This window comes from Shewanella sp. ANA-3, assembly GCF_000203935.1.
GTDB lineage: Bacteria > Pseudomonadota > Gammaproteobacteria > Enterobacterales > Shewanellaceae > Shewanella.
In genome coordinates, this window is sequence record NC_008577.1 from 3,204,840 (window position 1) to 3,229,139 (window position 24,300).

A 24,300-nucleotide genomic window follows, 5' to 3' on the forward strand; every position below is an offset into this window, starting at 1 on the left:
CGAAATTAGAACTTGGAAACTGGAACTTAGAAACGGTTTTAGGCTTACGGCTTAATTGTCATCAAATCGCTGCACTAATAACCAGATTACTGGCAGATAACCCCTACCGCTAAAAATGCCGCAGCCACATCCGCCACTGGATAACCAGAACCTTTGGCACTCGCCGCCTGCTGAACCCCGCAGGCCGCTTTGTTAAAGGTCGAGGTCGGTGTCCAATAAAGCTGGTTCGCTAACACAAACACATCGAACGCCTTGCGGGTATCCCAACCATTCTTAGTCGCCAGCGTATAAAAGGCTTTGTTAAACACCCCTGAGGAGTAATGCACATCCATGGAACTAGTGTAGTTGGCGGCATTGTCGATTGAGCGGCCATCCTTAGTCGGATTATCCATATAACGCAGTGCGCCATTACCTTTAACTATGTCGTAACCCACTTTCCAGTCGTTACTGCCACGCATGTAGAACTCGGCCGCTTCACCGGCAATATCCGAAAACGCCTCATTGATACCGCCGGACTGGCCACTGTAATTTAAGCCTGAGTTTTGCTCGGTAAAACCGTGGCTCACTTCATGGGCGGAAACATCCAAACTCACGAGGGGATAGAAGTAACTGGCACCGTCACCGAAGGACATGGCAGAGCCATCCCAGAAGGCATTTTCATAGTTACGGCCATAATGCACCCGCATCTCTAACTGAAAGGTTAACGGCGCTGTGTTATACCAATCCTTATACATATTAAAAATAACGCCACCGAAATAGTGGGCATCATTTAAAGGCGAATAAGCGCCATTGACCGTCTGATAAGTGTTCTCTGGGCAAGTAAAGGTGAACACCGAGCCACGGCGGGTCGAGTTCGCCATGTTCACGGTTTTCACGTTGGCGTTGGTCATAGTGCATGTACCATTAGACTCACTCACCTTAAGAAAACCGTAATCACTGCCGTAATAGTAATCCCCGATTTTGGCATTGCCGCCAGGGCCAGTTGCATCAAAGGGATTGCTACTGCCACCTGAACCACCTCCACCACTACCGGGTTTACCGACGTTATTTTTGGCGGTCATGATTTCATTCCAATGCTCAAGCACCTCGCCAGTTTGCGCATCGACAAAGCCCGTTGGCCGAGACAGTGCATCCGTTTGGTCGCTTAAATAGGACACCCGATACACTAACCTCGGGGTATCGTCCTGCATCAGGATCACTAGCTCAACATCCTTTTTTCCCGTTGCCGCCGAACCTGGATATAACCGATTCAAAGCCGCAATCGCCTGCCCTTGAGAAATCCCTGCCTCTACCGAAAAATCATCCGCAATTTGTGCCACATCCCCAATCGCACTCTGCTCGCTATCATCGTTACTCACCACCAGATGATGCCCATATACGAGTACGCCATTAAAATATTGCAACGCTTTTGTTTTGGTTTGACCTTTATTAAACGTGACCGTTTTGATCGCTTTAAAGCTGTGTTGTTGGCTTAACCCAGCCGCTGCCGAGAGGGATTGCCCGTGATTCACTTTGATTTCGACTGCTTGCGCCTGAAGACTCGCCGCAATACAGACCGCCACTGCTGAAGGTAAGAGATAAACTTTCATCGCGATATCCTTTGCCATAGGCCACAGAGGAACCAATGACACTTAAGGGAACAAAATTTGGCTTCAATCTGCACCCTTCTCACTTGTTAAAACAAAGTTAACGAGAGTTAGGTTCAATTCTCAGTATAGAAGATTAAAAAACACCTGCCCTTTTCTCTTATTTGCCATTACCCTAACCAGATTGCCGCTTGCGCCAGCCCCTTTCTCAATCGTTTGAAAACTAAGGTGAGTTATGTACGTTTTGGATCAACACATCGCTAAACAAATTGTGAGTCGCACCATGAAAATCATTGGGCACAATATCAATGTGATGAATGGTCAGGGCGTGATCTTAGGTTCGGGCGATCCCAAACGTATTGGCTCGACCCACGAGGGCGCGCTGCTTGCCATCGCCCAAAACCGCAATGTGGAACTGAGTGAAGAAGTGGCCTCTGGCTTATATGGCGTCAAACCCGGCATCAACTTACCCCTGCATTATCAAGGGCAAATTATTGGGGTGATTGGTATTACTGGCGATCCGGCCGAGTTAACCCACTACGGCGAGCTGCTCAAAATGACCGCCGAGATGATTGTCGAGCAAGCCAACCAGCAGGATCAGCAGCAGTGGGAAAATCGCCAGCGTGAGGAATTTATTCTGCAGTTGATTAAGGCGCAAACCGATGACGATGAACAATTGCATCGCTGGGCCAAGCAACTCGACATCGATATCAGTCTGCCGCGAGTGGCCGCCATTATTGAAGTCAGTGAAAAACAATCCGCGCCTACCCAACACACATCCGCCGCGTTTTCGTCATTAGTCCAGAGCGAGCAAAATGCAGACGAGCGTAACCCCAGAGTCAGCGAAATCCTCAAGCAAGTGCTGCATTTGCTGCAAAACCCCGATCGCGGCAACTTGATTGCCATGACCTCTATGTCGCAACTGGTGATCTTAAAACCCGCCTTTCTGGATGGTAAACAATGGGATCCCGAGCTTGAAAACCAGCGTATCGATAAACTGCTGCAGCGCTTACCGGCACAGATGGATTTACATTTTAAAATAGCCCTTGGGCATTTTTTCCCTGAAAAAGGCGGCATTGCCCGCTCCTACCAAACCGCGCAGGAAACCTTAAACTTAGGCAAACAGCTTAACCCCGAGGGCACAAAATACCTGTTTGAAGACTACTCCTTGCAAGTGCTGTTATCGGGACTCAAGCATGATTGGCGTGGTCAGGCGCTGGCCAGCCCCTACCAACAGCTAGCCAAGGCCGATAAAAATGGCCAGCTACGTAAGACTTTAGCCGCCTATATCACTCACTTTGGTGATGCCCAGCAATGTGCTAATGCATTGTTTATTCACCGAAATACCCTAAGGTATCGGTTAGATAAAATTCAGCAACTCACCAAGAGTGATATCCATTCTCTCCACGGATTGTTAAGTCTTTATCTTGGGCAGTTGATAGATACCTCAAATTACCGACTCGAGTAGAACCCCATATCATCGCTAGAGTAAAACTCAACATCAGCAGGCTTTAACTCAATGAATTAATTTAAATTAGCGAGTAATTATCACTCACACAAACTCAGGCTTAATCCAGCAGTCTAGGCTGAACTCTGCCGTACGCTGATCAGATATTCACACAATGAGTGAAAGATAATTTCGCCTCGTCCTTTCCTATAAATGCACAAGACACCCATACGGTTAAATTGCTTAAGGAAGGAAACCCCATGCAGCCATATCATGCCAAACTCAGCTCACTCGCCACCGCTTGCCTAATGGTCGGCTCAGTGTTTGTCGCCCCACTTGCCAGTGCGGCGGAGCGTACCATTCCCGAATTAGTGGATGCAGTGAACGGCACGCCAGATGCAGCGAGTCGCGAGGCGGGTAAAAAAGTGAAACTGCGCAATCATACAAAAGGGTTTTGTACCTCGGGCTACTTTGCCCCCAATCCCCAATTACACGATTCACTCAACATTCCCTTTTTTAATCAAAATCCCATTAAAGTGACCGCCCGTTTTTCCCTCGGCGGCACCAATCCTAAGCTGTCCGATAAGACTCCTGGGCGCTTTATGTCATTGAAAATTGATGGAGAGCGGGAAAACCTGAACTTTGTCACCACCAATGTGCCAGTCTTCTTTGCCAGTAACCTTGAGGATTTTTATCTGTTCCAAACTAAAACCAAACAAGGCGCCGAAGGTAAGCAATGGCTTATCGATAATAAGCCCGACGCCAAAGCCTTTTTCGACTATCTAAAACAATTGCCGCCGAGCCCGAGTTTTGCCAATAGCCAGTACTTTGGGGTGAACAGTTTTCTGTTTACCGATAAGCAAAATAACAGCATTGCGGGTAAATGGATTTTTGAACCCGTAGCGGACACGCAAGCACTCACTCCGCAAGCATTGGCACAGCTCGATGATGACTTTCTCAAGCCCGAGTTACTCAAGCGAATTCAGTCTCAACCCGCCAAGTGGGATCTGTATATTCAGTTAGCGGAACAAGGCGATGAGATTAATAACCCGACAGTGCTCTGGCCCGAAGACCGCCAGCGCATTCTCGTCGGCCAAGTGGTGATTGATGGCAAGCGCGACAGCGATCCTCAAGTACAACAATGCGATAGAAGCATTTTTAACCCTCTGCTGCTCCCCAAAGGCATAGCAGCGTCGGATGACCCAATTCTCAATGCCCGCACCGCGGCATATGTGGAGTCCTTTATCCGTCGTCAATAAGCACGGCTCGCGGTGCGGTTCGCGTGAGCAAAACAATATTTTTAGCATTACATTCGAATTCACGGCCATTATTTTGTGCGCACGCACAAAATAATGGCCAATTCGGCCCGTAATTCCGTCGATTTACCCAAAGCTATTCAGTTTACAGTGTTCAATAATAGGCTGACCTTAAAGCAACCTTTATTTGACTTGGGGTTAAATAAAGACTGCGCCCTACAAAAACAGCCAAAACCACTTAAGAACTTCAGCCAAGACTGAACGGGACAACCTATGAACTTAGTGCTCATCCTCATCGGCGTGATTGCATTTATTGTTATCGCGACCTCAAAATTTAAGCTCCATCCGTTTTTAACCTTAATTCTGGCCGCCTTTATCGCCGCCTTCGCCTACGGTTTACCGAGTGGCGATATTGCCAAAACCATCACCACTGGCTTTGGTAATATCCTCGGCTATATCGGTCTGGTGATCGTGTTAGGTACCATTATCGGTATCATCCTCGAAAAGAGCGGCGCCGCCATTACCATGGCGGACGTGGTGATCAAAGTCTTGGGCAAACGCTTCCCCACACTCACTATGTCCATCATCGGTTATTTAGTGTCGATTCCGGTGTTTTGTGACTCGGGTTTCGTGATTTTAAACTCGCTTAAACAATCCATGGCCAACCGCATGAAGGTCTCGAGCGTGTCCATGAGCGTAGCGTTAGCCACAGGTCTTTATGCCACTCACACCTTTGTGCCCCCCACACCAGGCCCTATCGCCGCGGCGGGTAACTTAGGGCTAGAGTCCAACTTAGGCCTAGTGATTGGTGTCGGTTTATTGGTTGCAGCCGTTGCCGCGCTCGCGGGGATGTTCTGGGCGAACCGTTTTGCCAGTGTTGAACCCGATGGCGAAGGCGCAGAAGAACTCAAAGCTCAAGCTGCTGATTTTGAAGCCTTAAAACAAAGCTATGGCACTCTCCCTAGCCCATTAAAAGCATTTGCACCGATTTTTGTGCCTATCCTATTAATTTGCTTAGGCTCTATCGCCAACTTCCCGTCTGCACCACTCGGCAAAGAAGGTCTATTCAGCCTGTTAGTCTTCCTTGGTCAACCCGTTAACGCCCTGCTTATCGGTCTTTTCCTGTCACTACTGTTACTGAAAAGCGATAACAAGATTGCCGAGTTTAGCGAGCGCATCAGCCAAGGCCTCGTTGCCGCAGCACCGATTATTTTGATCACTGGTGCCGGTGGTGCCTTTGGCGCCGTGTTAAAAGCCACGCCTATCGGTGACTTCCTCGGTAGCTCACTGTCGGCGCTAGGAGTGGGTATCTTTATGCCCTTTATCGTCGCCGCCGCGCTGAAATCGGCTCAAGGTTCATCCACCGTCGCCCTAGTGGCCACCTCGGCTCTAGTCGCGCCAATGCTGGGCGATATTGGCCTTGGTAGCGATATGGGACGCGTGCTAACCGTGATGGCCATTGGTGCTGGCGCCATGACAGTCTCCCACGCCAACGACAGCTTCTTCTGGGTGGTGACTCAATTTAGCCGCATGAGCGTTAAACAAGCCTATAAAGCACAAACCATGGCGACCCTTATCCAAGGCGTCACCGCAATGCTGACCGTGTATGTACTAAGCTTAGTGCTGCTCTAAGCCGCACTTTTCTCATCCTTGGGCGCATCCGTGCGCCCAAAAAGCTGTAGGATTTTGAATGAAGATAGTTATCGCCCCCGATTCCTTTAAAGAGAGCTTAAGCGCACTCGATGTGGCTAATGCGATCGAACAAGGCTTAACACAAGTGATCCCAGACTGTGAGATTGTAAAAATCCCCGTCGCCGATGGCGGCGAAGGCACTGTGCAATCTATGGTCGATGCCACTGGCGGCAGCATTGTCAATTTAGAGGTCATGGGGCCACTCGGCCATAAAGTCAAAGCCCATTACGGCATTTTAGGCCAGCAAGCCAAAGGCACGATTGCTGTGATTGAAATGGCCTCCGCCTCGGGTTTACACCATGTACCAAGGGATCTGCGTAATCCGCTGCTCACCACCAGTTATGGTACGGGCGAGCTGATTTGTGATGCGCTCAATCGCGGGATAAAGCACATTATTTTAGGCTTAGGCGGCAGTGCGACTAATGATGGCGGCGCAGGTATGGCCCAAGCGCTGGATATTTTACTGCTGGATAAACAAGGTAAAACCTTAAGCGCGGGCGGCGCGGCGCTGTCTCAGCTTGCCAGTATCGATATAAGCCACGCCCATCCACTACTGAAAGAATGCACCTTTGAAGTGGCCTGCGATGTCGATAATCCGCTGTGCGGCGAGCGTGGCGCTTCTGCCATATTTGGTCCGCAAAAAGGCGCAACATCCGAGATGGTGAGCACCTTAGATGCTGCACTAAGTCACTATGCCGATGTGATCGCCCAAAGTGGTGTCACCGATCACCGCAACCAAGCTGGCGCGGGCGCAGCAGGCGGAATGGGACTTGGCGTTATGGCCTTTTTAGGCGCCGAGCTTAAACCCGGAGTTGAGATTGTGATGCAAACAGTAGGACTAGCAGACAAAATTCGCGGCGCGGATCTTGTTATCACGGGCGAAGGCCGAATCGATGGCCAGACCATCTTTGGCAAAACCCCGATGGGCGTCTTAAAGCAAGCGCAGCTGCAAAATATTCCGACTATCGGGGTTGCGGGTTGTCTTGGCGACAATGCCAATGCCGTGCTTGAGCAAGGTATGGCGGCGATTTTCCCCATCATTCCACACTTAAGTCCACTGGACGATGTACTGGCGAATGCCAAAACCAATCTGACCAATACTGCCCGTAATATTGGCGCCGTCTTGATGCTGGGCAAGCGCTAACTTTACCTTAGTGTTGTGATAGCTCACGACATACACCCAAGGCGCTATTCATAGCGCCTTTGTTTATTCTGTAACCCAAGCACTGACTTAAGCGGTATTTTAGTGCTTGATGCCTAAAAGGCCTTGCAGTAAAGTGAGCTCCCTTTTTGGTAATCCGTAAACGGGTTTAAGCGCCATGTATTTGGTTATACTCTTAATCACCTTTGCGGTTTCACTATAAGAATTAATAGACGGCAAGCCCCATGACCCAAAAACTCCCTCGCCAAGCCATCGCATCCGAAGACAGTTTGATGCGAATTTTCACTGTGCCCGAAGATGCGGAATCCACCTTAAGCATCATCGAGCAGAAGCTTTCCGAGGACTTAGCCGGCTTTTTGGGTGACAGCATTGCCGCGCTGGAAAAGCCGCTCTCCGAAATCGAAACCGATTTTCAAGCCTTTGAAATTCCAAGCCAGCCACGTTTTGTCTCCGACTATACCGACGAAATCATGCAAAATCTGGTGGCACATTCGGTGCATACGGCGGCGCCCAGTTTTATCGGCCATATGACCTCGGCGCTGCCCTATTTCGTGTTACCACTGTCGAAGATGATGGTGGGGCTGAATCAAAACTTGGTCAAAATTGAAACCTCCAAAGCCTTTACGCCGCTTGAGCGTCAAGTGCTCGGCATGATGCACCATTTGATTTACGCTCAAGATGATGATTTTTATCGTAATTGGATGCACAGTGCCAACCATTCCCTCGGCGCATTTTGCTCCGGCGGCACAGTGGCTAACATCACCGCCCTGTGGATTGCCCGCAACCAATTACTCAAGGCCGATGGCGACTTTAAAGGCGTGACCCGCGAAGGCTTAATCAAGGCGCTGCGCCACTATGGCTTCGATGATTTAGCAATTCTGGTCTCCGAGCGCGGCCACTACTCCTTAGGTAAGGCCGTCGATCTGCTCGGTATCGGTCGCGACAATATCATCAGCATCCCAACCGATGGCAATAACAAAGTCGACGTTGCCAAAATGCGCGAAGTTGCCGCCGAACTGGCGAATAAACGCATCAAAGTCATGGCGATTGTTGGGGTAGCAGGCACAACCGAGACGGGCAATATCGACCCACTGCGCGAACTTGCCGCCTTAGCAAGTGAGTTAAACTGCCACTTCCATGTAGATGCGGCTTGGGGCGGCGCAAGCTTATTATCCAATAAATACCGTCACTTACTCGATGGTATTGAACTGGCAGACTCAGTCACCATCGATGCTCATAAGCAAATGTATGTCCCCATGGGCGCGGGTATGGTGCTGTTTAAAAATCCTGAGTTTGCCCATGCCATTGCCCACCACGCCGAATATATCCTGCGCCGAGGCTCTAAGGATTTAGGCAGCCAAACGCTCGAAGGCTCACGCCCCGGCATGGCCATGTTAGTGCATGCCTGTTTGCAGATTATTGGCCGCGATGGTTACGAAATCCTGATCAACAACAGCCTTGAAAAAGCCCGTTATTTTGCCGAACAAATCGACGCACACCCTGACTTTGAGCTAGTCACCGCGCCAGAGCTGTGCCTGCTCACCTATCGTTATGTACCCGCGGAGGTGCAGGCCGCCATGCAAGTGGCGATAGACCAAGGCGATAAGGTGAAACTCGCTCGCTTTAATGAGCTGCTCGATGGCCTAACCCAATTTATTCAAAAACATCAACGCGAACAGGGCAAATCCTTTGTCTCCCGTACCCGCATTCAACCCGCGCGCTACTTTAGACAACCCACAGTGGTGTTTCGCGTCGTATTAGCTAATCCTTTGACTAGCCATGAGATCCTTAATCGAGTGCTTATCGAGCAAGGCGAAATTGCCGCATTGGATAAAGAGTTCTTACCTGCACTATTAGCTATGGCCAATGAATAGCGAGTGATTTAGTGCAAGCTTTAAATCTCACTCAAATACAGAGTGTTAATCACAAACAGCCGCAAATATTTGCGGCTGTTTTTGTTTGCAAAGCTGGGATGAAAGAAGGTTAGGTTAAAAATATAAGGCTTTTCAAAGCACTTCTGATCTCGTCACGGACACGCCGAATTCCATTGCTTCCGTGACACGCCGTAAAGCCATCCATGGCGGCTCTGCGATGATATCCATATCATCGAAGGTCACGTCCGCAATCGAATTCGCCTTAATTAATTTCGACGAAATCCTCAGTATCTAAAAGCACGAATAGCCTAGTAATATCGCTACCATTTTAACCACAGCAAACAGAAGTTATGGATAAAGAGCAACTATGGGGCATGGTGTCTTTACTTTTTCAATCAACACAATTAAAAGCAAACCCAAAACTACGACTTTGGTTAACTTGGCCGCCTTTTCTCATAAATTTCTTATGTTTATTAACCATAGCCTCCTTTTAAAACTAGAGTGATGCTAGCCACTGATCTTCAGAAATAATACTAATATGGTGGCCACTTTCCTGCATCTTCTTAGCATGTTGTATTTTTAGACCATGACTTGAATACAACCAATCTCGACTAGACAAAGAGCCTACGACTACATAGTCAGTCGATAACGTAGGGATTTTCTTGGCTATTACCGCGCCCAAACTTTTTGCTTTATCTTCAAGTTGTACTCGTTTTAATTGTTTAAACTTACCAGTAAAACAAAAACATTTATCCTTATGGGTAATATTCATGATGTTATCGAAGCTCTGGGTAGGAGAGTCTGCTGCATCACCTGTTTCGCTAAAGTCATTGCCAATGAGCATTGTGACTAATTGGTATAGATCTTTTCGCTCTTCACTTGTAATCACTCCATCTAGAAGAATTTGATCAAGTTTTTCAGTTAATTTTGGAACAGGCCAAATATTAGCAATATCGGGGTTTTCACTAAGCCATTTTTTAAAAAACAAAACTTCAGCATCATTAATATCGGCATCGGCTGTAATACCTTTTAAAATGCCGATAAGAACATTCATATGATCTTTACACTTAGAGTCATCTAACGTTTTATAAGCGATAACATCTTCAAGCAAACAGAAAATATCTTCATGTTCCTCATCAGTAATCATCCCATCGTTTAGCACATCACCAATAGCATCGAGTAAGTCCGCAGTATCTGCGTCATCCTGTAAAAACTCATTGTCGTTAAGCCACGACTCAAGGTATAGCAACTCAGAGGGCTTCAGCTTTTGATCGCAAATTACACCGGTCAAAACACCTTTTAACGAACATAAAGCTTTTTGTTTATTGTGCTTAAAGTTCACTCGACTGTAGGGTTGACCATCTTTGTCGAGTAGCGGGTTTTCATCTCTCATAATATATCCCTATTACATAGTCGTTGAGTTGAAATACAGCTAACCATCCTATTTAAATCAAAAACATAATGCACTTTTCGTTTTTCATCAACCTGTTCTAGTCAAATGGTTTTATTGAAGATGATTAATGTGAAGTGACGATTGATAGTTACTTAATAACGACTAATAAACTACTTAAAATAATCAGAGATTTAATAAAACACACATTGTTAAATTCTTGGAATGCCCTAATTGCAAATAACAGACAGTCAGGCAATACCAAAGGCTTAACAAAAAGTCAGGACATGCTTGAATCTTTTGGGATTAATAGTTAACTCCGAAGTAACAGAATACACCTCCCCTCGGAGTTGCCGCAGGGCATTTGCGTTCGTTGCGTGAGCGAGGCATGGATGCCGAGATAGCGTCAGTCGAATCAGGGACGAGCGTCTGACGCGATAGCATAAGGACGCTTAATGCCCAAGGGGCTTTCAACTCCGTTGGGGCGTCTTGGAGCATCCAAGGAGGATAGGACGAGCAGTCCTCCTTGGTCGGGTGTGGGGTGAAGCCCCACGACTTTGACTTTGCTCTTAAATAAATTAACTAAGCAAGATTTAACAAAACACCCATTGTTAAATTCTTGGCATGCCCTAATTGTGAGTAACAGACCATCTGCCATACCAAAGGCTTAATGGGATTCGGGGCGGGGGAAGCCCCACGGCCTTGTTTTGTTTTTTATGCCACGTCAGAGTAATCTAGCCAAAATCAACATTTAGACATTTTTATAACCAATGCAAAGGAGTTGCGATGAAATACTATTTGTCGATATTGCTCACCCTCTGCTGTCTGCTGAGTCCATCAGCAAACGCGAGCCAAACCTGTGATGCTGAGTGCCAATTACCGCAAATTCATGCCTACTTTAAAGCCTTAGATAAGGTCAGCCAATCGGGTTCTAGCGAACAAGATGTCGATGATTTTCTGGGATTACTGCATCCCAATGTGAATTATATCCATCTCGAATATGGCGCTAATTTTGATAGGGCCAGTTGGCGCAGTGCCTTTATCCGCAATATTGCTCGGGGCGCCTATCAACAGCCGAAGGAGCAGCGGGTATTAAATTACATTGTGGGTAAAAACCATGTCGCCGTCGAATATGCCCACGGCAGCATTCAACCCGATGGACAATGGCAGCAAGAGCAGCCCCTGCTCGTCTTATTTGGCTTTACCGATGGCAAAATATCCCTTGTAAAAGAGCTCTGGTAAGGCTTGTGCGATTAAAGAGGGGAAATCGATACAGGCTTAAAGCTATTGCGGTGAACAGTATCGATTAAGCCATTGAATAAAGGTGTTAATACACCTCACAAGACAAGGAATGGCGATGTACTTTATTGCGGCTTTTGGCCTATTGATGCTGTTCTTTAGCCTTGTAATGGTCATTAGGCCTGCGGCGTTCGCGGATGGCATTATCGCATTTAGCGAGCAGCCCTACTTCCATATTGTTGAAGTGGTTAGCCGAATTATTGCGGGTGTGATTTTTATCCAATATTGCGCCGACACCCGATTTCCAGCGCTCTTTTTTGCGATAGGCATTGTCTTACTCTGTGTGGGAATAGGCTTGGCATGCACGCCGCCAAGTAAGCATCGTAAATTTGCCCTATGGTCAGCCCAAGCGTTTAAGAATCAATTTCGCTTAATCGGTGTTGTTTCCGTCCCGCTCTCTTTGCTACTGATTTATGCTGCTGGCATCGCCTAAAACTGAGTGATATTCAGCTCCAACTTCCACGACTTTAGCGCCGAATGTAAAAGCGCAAGATTCGGGTCGAGTAACCTGCCCTAACCCTTCACTATGTCTCTATCGGCGCATATTGGCCGAGGCAATTAATGGAGACATATCTATGGCAGTGTTACAGGGAAAGGTCGCAATCATTACAGGGGCAAGTTCGGGGATTGGTTATGCCACCGCAAAACGCTTTGCCCGTGAAGGCGCAAAACTGGTGCTGGGCGCGCGCCGCGGCGCCATATTGGCCTCATTGGTGGATGAGATCATCACTCAAGGCGGTGAAGCGATTTATCTGGCCGGCGATGTGACCGACGAGGTGTATGCCAGTGATTTAGTGGCGCTTGCCGTCGAGCAGTATGGTGGATTGGATATCGCCTTTAATAATGTCGGCATTAATGGTGAGTTAGGCGTGGATTCGGATGCGCTCAGCCGAGCCGAATGGGAAAACACCCTTACAACTAACCTTACCAGTGCATTTTTAGCGGCAAAATATCAATTACCACAAATGCTTAAACGTGGCGCAGGGTCGATTATTTTTACATCTTCCTTTGTTGGCTATACCATAGGCTTTCCGCAAACGGCGGCCTATGCGGCGAGTAAAGCGGGGATGATTGGCTTAACCCAATCCTTGGCCGTTGAGTACGGTGCGCGCGGGATTAGGGTCAATGCGCTCTTGCCAGGCGGCACAGATACACCCATGGGGCGGGAGTTTGCTAATACCCCGGAGGCCATGGCCTTTGTGAAGAATCTTCATGCCCTCAAGCGCCTCGCAGATCCCGCGGAAATCGCCCAATCGGCGCTATATCTTGCCTCCGATGCGGCCAGTTTTACCACAGGGATAGCCTTATTGGTCGATGGTGGTGTGTCCATCTGTAAAACCTAGGGAATGGATAACGATGACCCAAGATTACGAGCGAATTGCGCGTGCCATTGACTTTATTCGTCAGCATGTGGGTCATCAACCCTCACTGGCCGAGATTGCGGCGCACGTCCATTTAAGTGAATACCATTTTCAGCGGCTCTTTAGTCGCTGGGCGGGGATCACTCCCAAACGTTATTTGCAGGCCTTGACTCTTGAGCGGGCTAAACAGTTATTGCAGCAGCCGTCCCACTCGACCTTGAGTGCCAGTTATGAGTTAGGCCTGAGCAGTGGCTCGCGCTTATACGATCATTTTGTACAACTCGAGGCGGTCACCCCCTTTGAATATCGCCAGCAGGGTTTAGGGATCAGCATTGCCTATGGCTATCATTCCACGCCCTTCGGTTTGGCCTTTATCGCCCAAACGGCACGGGGCATTTGCCAGTTTGATTTTGTCGATATGCAGCAAATTCCATCGCCATTGGAACGTTTAAAGCAAAGCTGGAGTCAGGCCACCATTTATGAGGACACGGCGCAAACGGCAAGCTTAATTGATCACCTCTTTAGCCAGTACTTTGCGGGTTCGAGTGCCGCAGCGCTGAATTTAACAGCACCTAATACTCAGGCAATTCAGCAAGGCGAGCCTGCCCCGTTATCACTCTGGGTAAAAGGCACTAACTTTCAACTTAATGTGTGGCGCGCTCTGCTGAATTTACCTAAGGGAGAGGTCGCCTCCTACGGTGATATTGCCAAGGCCATTGGTAAACCTAAGGCCTCACGCGCCGTCGGTACGGCGATTGGTGCCAATCCGGTGGCATTACTTATCCCCTGCCATAGAGTGCTACGCCAAAGTGGTGAACTTGGCGGTTACCGCTGGGGTGAAACCCGTAAACATGCCATATTGGCAAGGGAAGCGGCCTATTGTGAGTAAAAGATCCACCAGCAGGTGTAACTGGGCTTTCCTGTTATTAACTGTGCGCGACTCTTAACGGCGCTACAACCCAATTCTTAGCCATTGAATAATAAGGGAGGCAAACATGCCGACGCATTCCCCATCCCAACTGGGACCTAACCCGAATGACAAATCCCCCTTAAAAGGATTCCCTCAGGTGGGTTTTCTGAAGAACTTTATTAGCCGCGACAACATTATCGTCGGCGATTACACCTATTACGACGACCCAGCAGGGCCAGAGCGTTTCGAGTCAAACGTGCTTTATCACTTTGACTTTATTGGCGATAAGCTGATTATCGGTAAATTTTGTGCCATTGCACGGGACGTTAAATTCATTATGAATGGCGCCAATCACCAAGTATCGGGCTTTTCCACTTATCCCTTTTACATCTTCGGCAATGGCTGGGAGAAGGCAACACCTAAGCCCGAGGATTTACCCTTTAAGGGCGACACCCGCATTGGCCATGATGTGTGGATAGGTTATAACGCCACCATTATGCCCGGCGTCAACGTCGGCCACGGCGCCATTATCGCCAGCCAAGCCGTAGTCACTAAGGATGTGCCACCCTATGCCATCGTCGGCGGTAACCCCGCGACTGTGATTAAATTGCGATTTGATCCCGAGGTAATAGACACATTACTCGCCATTGCGTGGTGGGACTGGCCAATTGAGAAAATCAGCGAGCATTTACCTGCCATTGTGGGCGCCGATCTTAGCCAATTAGCCCGCTTGGCCGATGGGATACACACGCGGCCCTAAGCGTTGGCGGCAGAAAACAACGCACAGAACTTCCCCAAAAACACGGCAAAGCGCAATTTTGTACAAAAGTGTCGAGGCGTTCTGGGTTACTATCTGGCAAAACAAGCGTTAAACGCCTTGGTCTTGATAAACCAACTTGCCCATTCATCCAGTCGATAAAGGAGGCCGAATGAACACTGAACATGCGGCCTACCACATCGCCAATGAACTGGGCGGCCTTGAGCTACTTAATGCTCACTACCATAAGCAAAATTTTAGTCGCCATACCCACGAAGGTTACACGGTTGGCGTGATTGAAACGGGCGCTCAGCGTTTTTATCGCACCGGTGGCAACCATGTGGCGCCAAAGCACAGTATTATTCTTGTCAATGCCGACGAAGTACATAATGGCTGTAGCGCCACCGAGGACGGCTGGTCCTATCGAGCCATGTATCCCGTCCCCGCCCAATTTGCCAATATTACCCAAGAGTTCACTTCAACTCGCGGCGCGCCCTATTTCCCACAACCCGTAGTGCAGGATCCCGAGCTTGCCGAATTGCTGCGCCTCACCTTTAGCACCTTAGATACCTCGGACAATCGGTTACTGCGTGAAAGTCTGGTCTATTCGAGCCTGACGCAACTTATGGCGCGCCATGGCCGAAATTATCCTTGTGAACACTTGGGGGCAAACGCTAAACCCGCATTAGCCTTGGTGAAATCCTTTATTGACGATCATCCCGCGGCCGATATCTCCCTCGAAGAGTTGGCCACACTCGCGGGATTAAGCCCCTATTATTTGCTCAGACAGTTTCAACGTTGTTATGGTCTGCCGCCCCACGCCTATCAAACTCAGGCCAGAGTCAGACTGGCAAAACAGAAAATCGGCCAAGGGATTAAGCTGCTGGATGTTGCCATGGAATGCGGCTTTCATGATCAAAGTCATTTAAACCGCCATTTTAAAAAGACTGTCGGACTCACTCCAGGGCAATTTGCCAAGGGGATTGGCCGCAATATTATCCAAGCTTAAACCCTGATTTTACGTTAGCCTTAACCCCTTATATTCTTTTTATCCCAGCCGTAGTGAGGAGTCAGAGTGTCAGAGCCGTATATTGTCCACACCCATTCATCCAGTAAGACCAAGGCGTTTTTCAAAGGCACACTCGCCATGTTGCCACTCACTATTGCCGTGGTGCCTTGGGGGATCCTCGCAGGCTCGTTCGCGATTGAGGTCGGACTGACACCAATAGAAAGTCAGGCCATGTCGGCGATTATTTTTGCGGGCGCCGCACAATTGGTCGCGCTTGGTATGGTTAAAGCGGGGATTGGTCTGTGGAGCATTTTAATCACGACTTTGCTGATCACTTCACGTCACTTGCTGTACGCCATGGCGATGCGCAGCCAAATCAGCCCCTTACCACTAAAATGGCGCCTCACTCTGGGCTTTTTATTGACCGATGAACTCTTTGCCATCGCCAACCAAGGCAAGCTGCATAAGTTCGATCCTTGGTACGCGCTGGGCGGAGGTCTGAGTTTTTACCTCGGCTGGAACCTCGCCACCCTGCTCGGCATTATTGCCGGCAATGCTATCGATAACTTGGGCGAATTAGGACTCGACTTTGCCATTGCCGCGACTTTTATTGCCCTCGTAGTCCCCACAGTGAAAAAGCCGTCCATCTTAGTCTGTGTGCTGGTTTCGCTCACCTTAGCTGTGGTATGCGCCGTACTGGATATTCAGGCGGGACTGTTAATTGCCGCCCTCTCGGGAATGAGCGCTGGCGTGCTCTATGCCAAAGTCACGGGTGAAGATAAGCCAGCCCCCAAAACCGACACGACTGCCACCCAAGCTGAGGAAACACTATGATCTGGTTAATGATTTTTTCAATGGCGGCAGTGGTGTTTATCAGTCGGCATTTACTGCTCGAACCCAAACTGCCGCTAAGGCTGAGTAAAAACACTCAGACCTTTTTGAGTTATTCGGCGCCCGCCGTACTCACGGCCATCTTTGCACCAATCGTATTTGTGCAGGAGGGAAAACTCGATTTAAGCTTAGATAACAGCTACTTGATATGCGCTGTGGTCGCAACGGTATTAGCATTTGTCACGCGTAATACCCTATTAACCACAGTGCTGAGCATGGGGCTTTTCTTTGCTATTCATTAACCATCGCAATGCTTGAGGCCACTTTGGCCGTTAGCTTATGGCCCCAAATGGCGTAGTAAAAAATTAAGCCGTAACAAGGTAATAGTAAGAAGTACGCCATTTGGCTGTCACCTTGACTATGGGCGATGTAGCCATAGAGCAGTGGCAGAATCGCACCGCCCGCAATTCCCATGATCAGTAACGCCGATGCGGTGGCTGTTAAGCGCCCGAGCCCTTCAAGGGCTAATGGCCACACCGCAGGCCATACCAAGGCGTTTGCTAACCCAAGTAGGGCTAAGTAAAGCACGGGATCGGGCACGGGTAACACGCCTAACCAACCGAGTAACAGCTCAGACAAAGCTTGGCTTTGACTGTCGCTGAGCAAGACCCCGAGGGTAAATAACAAGCCCGCGATAGCCGAGCCCACTAATGCTGTTTGCTGGCTGATCCATCTTGGGATCAGCAGGATTCCGAGCACATAGCCCAGTACCATAAATCCCATGGTGTAGGAGGTCATCATGCCAAAGTGCGCAACCCCCAGTCCCTGACTGAATAGTCCTATGCTATCACCAGCAATCACCTCGGCGCCCACATAACAGAAGAGTGTCAGTGCCCCTAAGATCACCTGCGGATATTGTAGAATAGCCTTCCAATCGGTTTGAGTACGCTCGACTCGCTCTCCTAATTCGGGCTCTGGCAGCGGTGAAAACCACACAAAGGCCATCAACCCCAAAAGTACAAGCATCATCATTAAATAGGGGTGTACTAAACGATTGGCTAATTCCGTTAACGCCAATTGGCGCTGCGCCTCGGACAGGCTGGCCAATGCCGTTTCACTGTAAGGTTCCATGCCCGTTAAAATCCAGGCCGTGAAGATGATTGGCACAATAAAGCCCGCGCCCTTATTCACTATCCCCATTAAACTTATCCGCATTGCCGCACTTTCCCGTGGGCCAATACAGACAATGTAAGGATTGGCCGCCGTTTGCAGCAAGGTTAAGCCTGTGCCCAACACAAATAACGCCAAGAGGAAGGTCGCAAAATGGCCGACCAAAGCCGCCACAATAAACAAGCCCGCGCCAGCCGCCATAATCCCTAAACCTAAGGTCATGCCCATCTTATAGCCAAGACGCGTGAGGATGGATGAAGTTGGCAGCGCCATCACAAAATAAGCAATGTAAAACACAAAGGTGACTAAATAGGCTTCAAACTCATTCAACTGACAGGCGATTTTTAAAAATGGGATCAAGGCACCATTGAGCCAAGTCACAAAGCCAAACACAAAAAATAAAATCCCTATCAATAACATAGGAATAAAACTGCCCTGCGGCGAGGCCGTGGCTTGGGTACTGTCGGACGTGAATTTCATCGTTTCACCTTTTGTTATTAGTTTATTGTTATTTTGCTTGTTGAATGGGCCATGGGTTGAGTACTTAGCTCACCCAAATAAATGCCGCTTTAGTTATTGTTTTAATTGATATATCGATAACTTATGCAAACCGTGCCTGCTCGGCTTGATACAACAACTCCCCTGCAATCCAGACAGCTAAAACTCTCTGGTCATCATCCAGCCAGACCCAATCAGCCTGTTTACCTTCGGCAATATCCCCCAATTGCGGCCGCTGAATAAACTCGGCTGGCGTGCGTGTCGCCATCTGTACTGCGTTGCTAAGGCCAAGATTGAGTTCGGTGGCGGCATAACGCACCGCGCTTGCCATATCCAGCACAGAGCCCGCTAAAGAGCCATGCTGATCCCTAAGCGTCATCCCTTCGCGTACCACTTTGCCATCGAAGAATTGAAATTCCGTTTGATCGCTCCCTAAGGGCGACATGGCATCGGTGACTAACATCAGGTGCTCAGTTCCCTTTGCTCGCCACGCCGCCAATGCCGAGATGGGATGCACATGTTGACCATCGAGAATAATCCCGCAGTAGGTGTTTTCACTGGCAAATGCCGCGCCCACCATGCCCGGCTCGCGGGACGTCAATGCAGACATGCCGTTGTAGAGGTGGGTAAAACCCGATGCGCCGGCCTCAATGGCCTTAAGGACTGTCTCACCGTCGGCATTCGAATGCCCAAGGCTGATAATGGCACCGGAGGCCACGAGGCGTTTGATTTGTTCTGGAGTGACAGATTCTGGCGCTAGAGTGATAAGCCTGACGCCGAGATCTTGCCTTAAGTACAGCAGCCACTCGCGTTCAGTGATGCCGCGTAAATGTGCGGGAGGGTGACAGCCGCGTTTTGCTACCGACAAATGCGGGCCTTCAAAATGAATTCCGATAATCCCGGGAACTTGGCAATCTATCGCCTCAGCCACCGCATCGGCCGCAGCCTGCATCACCTCAATATCGTCGGTGATCACCGTAGGTAGCATGGCCGTGGTGCCAAACTGGCGATGGGCCTGCATCATCAACCTTAAGGTTTCCAACGTCGGTACATGATTGAACATCAGGCCCCCACCGCCATTGACTTGCGTATCGATAAATCCCGCCACCAGCGTGCCAGAGGTCAATCGGTAGTGTGGTTTATCCGCTGTCCACTCTGCCGATATTGTGGATTTAAGGCCGCAAATAATGCCATCCGACACCTCAATCGCGCAGTGCTCTGTGAGATTGCCTTGAGTTAGCACCTTAGCGCCGTCGGCTATCAGCATAAAATCCGTATTAGGCTTCATAGCTTATCCCCGCATCGAGCCCGTGACCGAGCAAAGCCGCGCCGCGCACGCCACTGGCCGAACCAAAGTCGGCCAATTTAAATTGCGGCAACGTCACGCCATCAAAAAGATGGGCCTTGGTCGCTTGGGGTAAGGCAGCGAGAATTTCCTCCACCTCGGATAATCCGCCGCCCAACACGATAATATCTGGGTCCATCGCCAGCACTAATGAAGCCATTAAGCTGCCGAGAATATCCATATAAGTATCAAAGGTTTTGATGGCGAGCGGGTCGTTGCACCGAAGTGCATTCAGCCATGCAAAGGTATCGGCCGTTTGCCCCGCGATATCTTGGTAGAGTCTGCCAAGTCCAGTGCCTGACACATAGGTTTCGGCGCAGCCCTCAAGCCCGCAGCCACAGACATAGAGCGGCAGTTGATGTCGACAGGCAACATTGGCGCTCACGCCTTGATGACCAAACTCTCCGGCGAGTCGGTTTGCACCAAGATACAACTTGCCATCGATACATAACCCCCCGCCAGTGCCCGTGCCGAGAATCATCCCCAGTACGCGGGAGTAGCCCCTGCCTACTCCGAGTACCGCTTCGGAGAGGGCAAAACAGCGGCAATCATTACCGATTGCCACGGTCCGATTGAGCAACTGAGCAAGATCATGGGCAACACGGCGTTGATTAAGGCAAGGCACATTACTCGAAATCACAGTCCCGTCGGCTTTCACCACCCCGGGGAGCGCAATCCCAACGGTACCGCGCTCACCACATTGCTGATCCGCCTTTTCGATTTGCTCGGCCAGCGTTGCCATAAAGGCACTGTAGTCCTGCCCAGGAGTACTTAAACGCCACTTATCCTGTAGCGCTAATTGAGTATCAAAAATCGCTAACTCAATCTTTGTTCCACCTATATCTAAACCGTAATACATGCCCTTGCCCTTATTTATATTTATTTTACAAAGGGATATACATTGACACCCTGCACAACTCGATTAACTTGCCCCGTAGGACAAGGATTATCTGGCGATACTTTAAGTTGAATCGCTTTATAGATGGCTAGGATTTGACACCACAAAATAAAGGGTAATCCCAACCAGACTTCGTTAAGGCCACTGCTGCCAGTTAACAGTTCTTCGGAGAGCGTCAAGACAGATAATGCTTGATTATCTCGCTTAAGCTCTTGAATTAAATCGTTATCATATTGACGAGTATAGGGATCCGACGACATCATCACTAGCACTTGCGTATGACTATCGACTAAAGATTTTGGCCCGTGGCGAAACCCGAGCGGGCTCTCAAAGGCACTCACCACTTGCCCAGCGGTGAGTTCAAGGTACTTAAGCGCCGCCTCTTGGGCGATGGCCTTAAGTGGCCCGCCACCGAGGAAAACCACCCGCTTGCTGGGCTGCTCGGATTGCAGACGGATGTCAGCTAACCGCTCAGTTAAGATGTGCTCGGCCATCTCGATGCATTGCATCAATGCCTGAGAGTTTGGCGCAAAAATCAGTAATGTCGCCAAGTACATACAGGTAAAGCTGCTGGTCATGGCAAAACTCACGTCGTGGGTTTCATCGGGCAACTTATACAAGTAGCAGTGGGATTTGTCGGCGCAATAGTTGGCGAGCTTTCCCTGACCATTACAGGTGATCGCCAGATGGTAACAATCATCGACCAATTGCTCTGCCAGTTCGACCGCCGCCATACTCTCGGGGCTGTTTCCCGAGCGGCCGTAGGAAATCAGCAGCGTGGGAATATTGCCTCGCAGATACAGCTCTGGGTGACTCACAATATCCGTGGTGCTGATGGCTTCGACTTGTTGGGTTGCCAAAGGTAAATGCTGCTGAATATGGGCCGCGAGCACATCACCTATATAGGCCGACGTCCCAGCTCCTGTCAGGATAATCCTTAACTGCGGCTTTGCCAGAATCGGCGTTAACCAAGCTGCAATAGTGCGATTATCACTGTGCTGCTCGCTCACTTTGCGCCACATTTTCGGCTGCTGGCTGATTTCCTTCGCCGTCCAAAAGGCGCCATATTGGGTTAATTGCTCTGCACTCAATAACAGGTTGCTATCTTCATGTTCGAATGGAGAAAGAGGACTGGTTAACATCAAAATATCATCCCTTTAAAGGTGATTGCATCACAGGAAGCTGGCAGGCATTGGCGTAATCGGCCAATACTTCGGTAATTTTATGCAGCACGAGTTCACGGGCCGTGGGCTTAAGTTCCCCCGCCAACACCGCCGTATATTGGTTCGGTAAATACTGGCTGATCAGCGGTAGAGGAATGCTCTGGGCTAAGTTGCTCAATAGCTGTTCGACCTTGTTTTGCAGACTCGGCCAGTAGTAACGCACTCGGTCACTAAAGCTAAAGCCCAGTTGCCACTTTAATGCCTCGTTGTCGGCATAAAACCCTTGCCAATACTTAGGGTTATCTCGCATCAATTCAAAACAGCTTTGACGCAAATCCGAGCATTGTTCAGGCTGGCACAGCACATTTTCGATATGGGACAGGGCAAACAAGGCTTCCCGCAGAGCGAAAGTAAGCTGTGGGCCCACTTTTAAAATCGCGAAATGCTGCTGCACTAAGGCTTGATACCCCATGCTGAGCTGATAATCGGTCGAATGCGCCTCAAACACTAATCTGGGATAACCGCGAATAAACTCGCTTTGGGCATGGGTCGCCTCGGGTTCAAACAAATGCACTTGGCTGTTATCAAACTCCACCCCAGGCTGAACGACGACCGCAATCACCTTTTGCCACACCTCCTCACCCAGCCCTGCCGCAGCAAAGGCGTCGCGGTGGCAATTTAAGGTATGTTCTATGGCACTGACGGGCGTGACCGCCAGTTCGGCCTCCATTTCACTCACACCGCCGGGCGCGGGCACTTCGGTGCCTATCACATAACAGAGTGCTTGCTCGGGCGCACGGTGGGCTTCGGCCACCGCACAGAGCCGCGCCGCACGTGCAGCTATGAGTTCATCCGCTAAGGGAAGCACATCACCGCCGCAGGCCATACTAGTGTCGAGGTGGATTTTGGTAAATCCCGCCTTAACATATTCGGCGATAAGGTCTTCGGCTAATTGCATCGCCTCTTCGGCGGCTTGCTGGCACCAAACGACGGGGCCTAAGTGATCGCCACCAAAGAGTAACTGCGACGGATTAAGGCCAAGTTCAACGGTCATTTGAGTGACGAAGTCGATGAAATCCTGTGGTTTCATCCCGGTATAACCGCCAAACTGATTCACTTGGTTGGCAGTCGCCTCGATAAGTAGGGGCGTGCCATTCGCCTTTGCCTGCAAGAGCGCCGCCTGTAACACCAAGGGCTGGGCCGAGCAGACGGCAAAAATGCCCGCCTGCTGACCTGCTTTATTGGCGTCAATGATAGTTTGAATCACTGACATAGCGCTTACCCCACAATGCCGAGGGGTTTCGCGGTTTGCCAGACGCCACGGGTAAAGTCTGGGAAGTCCTTGGAGTTACCACGGTCACCGACTGAGGCCACCGACAAGGGGAAAACCGCCGACCAAGCCGCGCCGTCGTACACATCCTGATCCAGTGCCTCGCCATTACGCAGGCAGTAAATCATCCGCCAGCACATCAAGAAGTCCATGCCACCGTGGCCGCCATTCTCCTCCGCCTCTTTGCCCATACGGGTCCACAGAGGGTGGTCATATTTGGCGTACCATGAGTCCATGTTTTCATCCCACTCGTGATAACTACCAGAGCCACCGTTTTCCAGTGCGATACGATTAGGGAAACCTGCAAACACACCATTTGTCCCTTGGATCAGGTTGTGGCGGCTGTAAGGACGAGGCGTGGTCGTATCATGCTGCACCATGATGCTGCGACCTTTTACCGTCTTAATCAGACTGGTGTTCATGTCGCCACCAATGTACTTGAGTTGGTTACGTTGATGATCCGCGGGGAACTCACGTTTGGCGTAGGCAGCGCGACCTAATGAAGGAGAGCTCACAGAGGTTAAATAGTCTAAACGGTCGCCGCGGTTGATATTCATATACTGGGCGACGGGGCCTAAACCATGGGTTGGATAGAGGTTACCATTGTATTTTGCATGGTAAGCCGTACGCCAAGAGCCTGTTTTACGGTCGATTTCCTTCATTTGCCAGCGCAGTTCGTGAATATAGGCCGCCTCACCGTGGAGCAGTTCACCAAACAGCCCTTGGCGCACCATGTTGAGCACCATCAGCTCATCACGGCCGTAACAGACGTTTTCCATCATCATGCAGTTACGTTGGGTCAGCTCGGCGGTATCCACCAGATCCCACAGCTCTTCAATCGTGCCCGCCATCGGGACTTCGACGAAGGCATGCTTGCCCGCTAACATGGCTTCTTTCGCCATGGGGTGATGCCAGGCCCATGGTGTGGCAATCACGACGATATCGACATCATCACGGTTTAACAGATCGCGGTACGCATGGTCGCCCTTGCTAAAATAAGCAGGTTTATCACGTCCATATTCGTTAATGGCTTTTTCAGCGCGGGCCAGCACTAAGGTATCGGTATCACAGATGGCGGTAATGCGGGCGCCTTCGATACGGCTGAAATGGTGCACAAACCCGATGCCGCGCTCACCCACCCCGATTAACCCTACTCGAACCTCATCCATTTTGGGCACGACCAGCCCCATTACAGATTTACCCGCAGCCTTAGGTGTTGTGCCTGTTGCACGTTCACTGCTGGCACAGGCCGCCAGGGCCGTTGCCGCAGCGGTTACCATAGAAGCCTTTAAAAACGAACGACGATCAAAACCCGACATAGT

At 49.7% G+C, this 24,300-nt stretch carries 21 protein-coding genes; 13 read left to right on the plus strand and 8 right to left on the minus strand.

What is annotated here, in order from left to right; translation table 11 throughout:
* Positions 1–86 precede the first annotated feature (86 nt).
* Positions 87–1,589: a M4 family metallopeptidase gene (locus SHEWANA3_RS14125; RefSeq protein WP_011717566.1), complete on the minus strand. Its 1,503-nt coding sequence runs from the start codon at positions 1,587–1,589 to the stop codon at positions 87–89.
* A gap of 232 nt (positions 1,590–1,821) precedes the next feature.
* Here SHEWANA3_RS14125 and SHEWANA3_RS14130 point away from each other — a divergent pair, with 232 nt between their 5' ends.
* The 5 genes from SHEWANA3_RS14130 (at position 1,822) to panP (ending at position 9,017) form a co-directional block, all read left to right on the plus strand.
* Complete coding sequence (locus SHEWANA3_RS14130) at positions 1,822–3,054, plus strand: sugar diacid recognition domain-containing protein (protein WP_011717567.1); 1,233 nt, start codon at positions 1,822–1,824, stop codon at positions 3,052–3,054.
* A 239-nt stretch (positions 3,055–3,293) separates the two neighbouring features.
* Positions 3,294–4,292, plus strand: coding sequence for a catalase family peroxidase (locus SHEWANA3_RS14135; protein ID WP_011717568.1), 999 nt, complete (start codon positions 3,294–3,296; stop codon positions 4,290–4,292).
* 270 nt (positions 4,293–4,562) lie between these two features.
* Positions 4,563–5,921 (plus strand): GntP family permease, encoded by a 1,359-nt coding sequence (locus SHEWANA3_RS14140; RefSeq protein WP_011717569.1) that lies wholly within the window; start codon positions 4,563–4,565, stop codon positions 5,919–5,921.
* Between the two features lie 58 nt (positions 5,922–5,979).
* Positions 5,980–7,125 (plus strand): glycerate kinase, encoded by a 1,146-nt coding sequence (locus tag SHEWANA3_RS14145; protein ID WP_011717570.1) that lies wholly within the window; start codon positions 5,980–5,982, stop codon positions 7,123–7,125.
* 242 nt (positions 7,126–7,367) lie between these two features.
* Positions 7,368–9,017, plus strand: coding sequence for a pyridoxal-dependent aspartate 1-decarboxylase PanP (panP, locus tag SHEWANA3_RS14150; protein WP_011717571.1), 1,650 nt, complete (start codon positions 7,368–7,370; stop codon positions 9,015–9,017).
* A gap of 496 nt (positions 9,018–9,513) precedes the next feature.
* Here panP and SHEWANA3_RS14155 read toward each other — a convergent pair whose 3' ends face one another.
* Entirely contained in the window at positions 9,514–10,410 is an 897-nt protein-coding gene (locus SHEWANA3_RS14155) for a BRCT domain-containing protein (RefSeq protein WP_011717572.1), read from the minus strand.
* A gap of 783 nt (positions 10,411–11,193) precedes the next feature.
* Between SHEWANA3_RS14155 and SHEWANA3_RS14160 the strand changes: the two genes are divergently transcribed.
* From SHEWANA3_RS14160 to SHEWANA3_RS14195, 8 genes are all read left to right on the plus strand, one after another.
* Positions 11,194–11,649 carry a nuclear transport factor 2 family protein gene (locus tag SHEWANA3_RS14160; protein ID WP_011717573.1) on the plus strand — a complete coding sequence of 152 codons (456 nt, stop codon included), beginning with the start codon at positions 11,194–11,196 and terminating at the stop codon, positions 11,647–11,649.
* A gap of 115 nt (positions 11,650–11,764) precedes the next feature.
* Complete coding sequence (locus SHEWANA3_RS14165) at positions 11,765–12,139, plus strand: hypothetical protein (RefSeq protein ID WP_041412677.1); 375 nt, start codon at positions 11,765–11,767, stop codon at positions 12,137–12,139.
* 142 nt (positions 12,140–12,281) lie between these two features.
* Positions 12,282–13,049 (plus strand): SDR family oxidoreductase, encoded by a 768-nt coding sequence (locus SHEWANA3_RS14170; protein WP_011717575.1) that lies wholly within the window; start codon positions 12,282–12,284, stop codon positions 13,047–13,049.
* Between the two features lie 13 nt (positions 13,050–13,062).
* Positions 13,063–13,956 carry a methylated-DNA--[protein]-cysteine S-methyltransferase gene (locus SHEWANA3_RS14175; RefSeq protein ID WP_011717576.1) on the plus strand — a complete coding sequence of 298 codons (894 nt, stop codon included), beginning with the start codon at positions 13,063–13,065 and terminating at the stop codon, positions 13,954–13,956.
* Between the two features lie 106 nt (positions 13,957–14,062).
* Entirely contained in the window at positions 14,063–14,737 is a 675-nt protein-coding gene (locus SHEWANA3_RS14180; protein ID WP_011717577.1) for a Vat family streptogramin A O-acetyltransferase, read from the plus strand.
* Positions 14,738–14,906: 169 nt separating this feature from the next.
* Positions 14,907–15,743 (plus strand): AraC family transcriptional regulator, encoded by an 837-nt coding sequence (locus SHEWANA3_RS14185; RefSeq protein ID WP_011717578.1) that lies wholly within the window; start codon positions 14,907–14,909, stop codon positions 15,741–15,743.
* A 138-nt stretch (positions 15,744–15,881) separates the two neighbouring features.
* Positions 15,882–16,577: an AzlC family ABC transporter permease gene (locus SHEWANA3_RS14190; protein ID WP_244096623.1), complete on the plus strand. Its 696-nt coding sequence runs from the start codon at positions 15,882–15,884 to the stop codon at positions 16,575–16,577.
* A complete protein-coding gene (locus tag SHEWANA3_RS14195; RefSeq protein ID WP_011623281.1) occupies positions 16,574–16,876 on the plus strand; it encodes an AzlD domain-containing protein in 303 nt (100 codons plus the stop codon). The genes SHEWANA3_RS14190 and SHEWANA3_RS14195 overlap by 4 nt, the downstream gene beginning before the upstream one ends.
* Here SHEWANA3_RS14195 and SHEWANA3_RS14200 read toward each other — a convergent pair.
* The 6 genes from SHEWANA3_RS14200 to SHEWANA3_RS14225 all read right to left on the minus strand — a co-directional run bounded on the left by SHEWANA3_RS14200 (position 16,866) and on the right by SHEWANA3_RS14225 (position 24,297).
* Positions 16,866–18,224 (minus strand): sugar MFS transporter, encoded by a 1,359-nt coding sequence (locus tag SHEWANA3_RS14200; protein WP_011717580.1) that lies wholly within the window; start codon positions 18,222–18,224, stop codon positions 16,866–16,868. The genes SHEWANA3_RS14195 and SHEWANA3_RS14200 overlap by 11 nt on opposite strands.
* 121 nt (positions 18,225–18,345) lie before the next feature.
* Positions 18,346–19,530 (minus strand): N-acetylgalactosamine-6-phosphate deacetylase AgaAII, encoded by a 1,185-nt coding sequence (agaAII, locus tag SHEWANA3_RS14205; RefSeq protein WP_011717581.1) that lies wholly within the window; start codon positions 19,528–19,530, stop codon positions 18,346–18,348.
* Positions 19,520–20,446, minus strand: coding sequence for an N-acetylgalactosamine kinase AgaK (gene agaK, locus SHEWANA3_RS14210; RefSeq protein WP_011717582.1), 927 nt, complete (start codon positions 20,444–20,446; stop codon positions 19,520–19,522). The genes agaAII and agaK overlap by 11 nt, the downstream gene beginning before the upstream one ends.
* A 20-nt stretch (positions 20,447–20,466) precedes the next feature.
* Complete coding sequence (gene agaS / locus SHEWANA3_RS14215) at positions 20,467–21,627, minus strand: D-galactosamine-6-phosphate deaminase AgaS (protein WP_011717583.1); 1,161 nt, start codon at positions 21,625–21,627, stop codon at positions 20,467–20,469.
* Positions 21,628–21,634: 7 nt separating this feature from the next.
* The gene (locus tag SHEWANA3_RS14220) at positions 21,635–22,921 is read right to left on the minus strand and encodes a class II D-tagatose-bisphosphate aldolase, non-catalytic subunit (protein WP_011717584.1); all 1,287 of its coding nucleotides are present in this window, start codon (positions 22,919–22,921) and stop codon (positions 21,635–21,637) included.
* 5 nt (positions 22,922–22,926) lie between these two features.
* Complete coding sequence (locus SHEWANA3_RS14225; RefSeq protein WP_011717585.1) at positions 22,927–24,297, minus strand: Gfo/Idh/MocA family oxidoreductase; 1,371 nt, start codon at positions 24,295–24,297, stop codon at positions 22,927–22,929.
* Between the last annotated feature and the right edge of the window lie 3 nt (positions 24,298–24,300).

What these genes read in the sequence shown, in the direction of transcription:
- SHEWANA3_RS14175 (WP_011717576.1), top strand. Translation starts at nt 13,063, where the DNA reads ATGACCCAAGATTACGAGCGAATTGCGCGTGCCATTGACTTTATTCGT.
- SHEWANA3_RS14185 (WP_011717578.1), top strand. Translation starts at nt 14,907, where the DNA reads ATGAACACTGAACATGCGGCCTACCACATCGCCAATGAACTGGGCGGC.
- agaAII (WP_011717581.1), bottom strand. Translation starts at nt 19,530, where the DNA reads ATGAAGCCTAATACGGATTTTATGCTGATAGCCGACGGCGCTAAGGTG.
- SHEWANA3_RS14220 (WP_011717584.1), bottom strand. Translation starts at nt 22,921, where the DNA reads ATGTCAGTGATTCAAACTATCATTGACGCCAATAAAGCAGGTCAGCAG.
- agaK (WP_011717582.1), bottom strand. Translation starts at nt 20,446, where the DNA reads ATGTATTACGGTTTAGATATAGGTGGAACAAAGATTGAGTTAGCGATT.
- SHEWANA3_RS14170 (WP_011717575.1), top strand. Translation starts at nt 12,282, where the DNA reads ATGGCAGTGTTACAGGGAAAGGTCGCAATCATTACAGGGGCAAGTTCG.
- SHEWANA3_RS14195 (WP_011623281.1), top strand. Translation starts at nt 16,574, where the DNA reads ATGATCTGGTTAATGATTTTTTCAATGGCGGCAGTGGTGTTTATCAGT.
- SHEWANA3_RS14155 (WP_011717572.1), bottom strand. Translation starts at nt 10,410, where the DNA reads ATGAGAGATGAAAACCCGCTACTCGACAAAGATGGTCAACCCTACAGT.
- SHEWANA3_RS14130 (WP_011717567.1), top strand. Translation starts at nt 1,822, where the DNA reads ATGTACGTTTTGGATCAACACATCGCTAAACAAATTGTGAGTCGCACC.
- SHEWANA3_RS14200 (WP_011717580.1), bottom strand. Translation starts at nt 18,224, where the DNA reads ATGAAATTCACGTCCGACAGTACCCAAGCCACGGCCTCGCCGCAGGGC.
- SHEWANA3_RS14125 (WP_011717566.1), bottom strand. Translation starts at nt 1,589, where the DNA reads ATGAAAGTTTATCTCTTACCTTCAGCAGTGGCGGTCTGTATTGCGGCG.
- SHEWANA3_RS14135 (WP_011717568.1), top strand. Translation starts at nt 3,294, where the DNA reads ATGCAGCCATATCATGCCAAACTCAGCTCACTCGCCACCGCTTGCCTA.
- SHEWANA3_RS14145 (WP_011717570.1), top strand. Translation starts at nt 5,980, where the DNA reads ATGAAGATAGTTATCGCCCCCGATTCCTTTAAAGAGAGCTTAAGCGCA.
- SHEWANA3_RS14180 (WP_011717577.1), top strand. Translation starts at nt 14,063, where the DNA reads ATGCCGACGCATTCCCCATCCCAACTGGGACCTAACCCGAATGACAAA.
- SHEWANA3_RS14140 (WP_011717569.1), top strand. Translation starts at nt 4,563, where the DNA reads ATGAACTTAGTGCTCATCCTCATCGGCGTGATTGCATTTATTGTTATC.
- panP (WP_011717571.1), top strand. Translation starts at nt 7,368, where the DNA reads ATGACCCAAAAACTCCCTCGCCAAGCCATCGCATCCGAAGACAGTTTG.
- SHEWANA3_RS14160 (WP_011717573.1), top strand. Translation starts at nt 11,194, where the DNA reads ATGAAATACTATTTGTCGATATTGCTCACCCTCTGCTGTCTGCTGAGT.
- SHEWANA3_RS14190 (WP_244096623.1), top strand. Translation starts at nt 15,882, where the DNA reads ATGTTGCCACTCACTATTGCCGTGGTGCCTTGGGGGATCCTCGCAGGC.
- agaS (WP_011717583.1), bottom strand. Translation starts at nt 21,627, where the DNA reads ATGTTAACCAGTCCTCTTTCTCCATTCGAACATGAAGATAGCAACCTG.
- SHEWANA3_RS14225 (WP_011717585.1), bottom strand. Translation starts at nt 24,297, where the DNA reads ATGTCGGGTTTTGATCGTCGTTCGTTTTTAAAGGCTTCTATGGTAACC.
- SHEWANA3_RS14165 (WP_041412677.1), top strand. Translation starts at nt 11,765, where the DNA reads ATGTACTTTATTGCGGCTTTTGGCCTATTGATGCTGTTCTTTAGCCTT.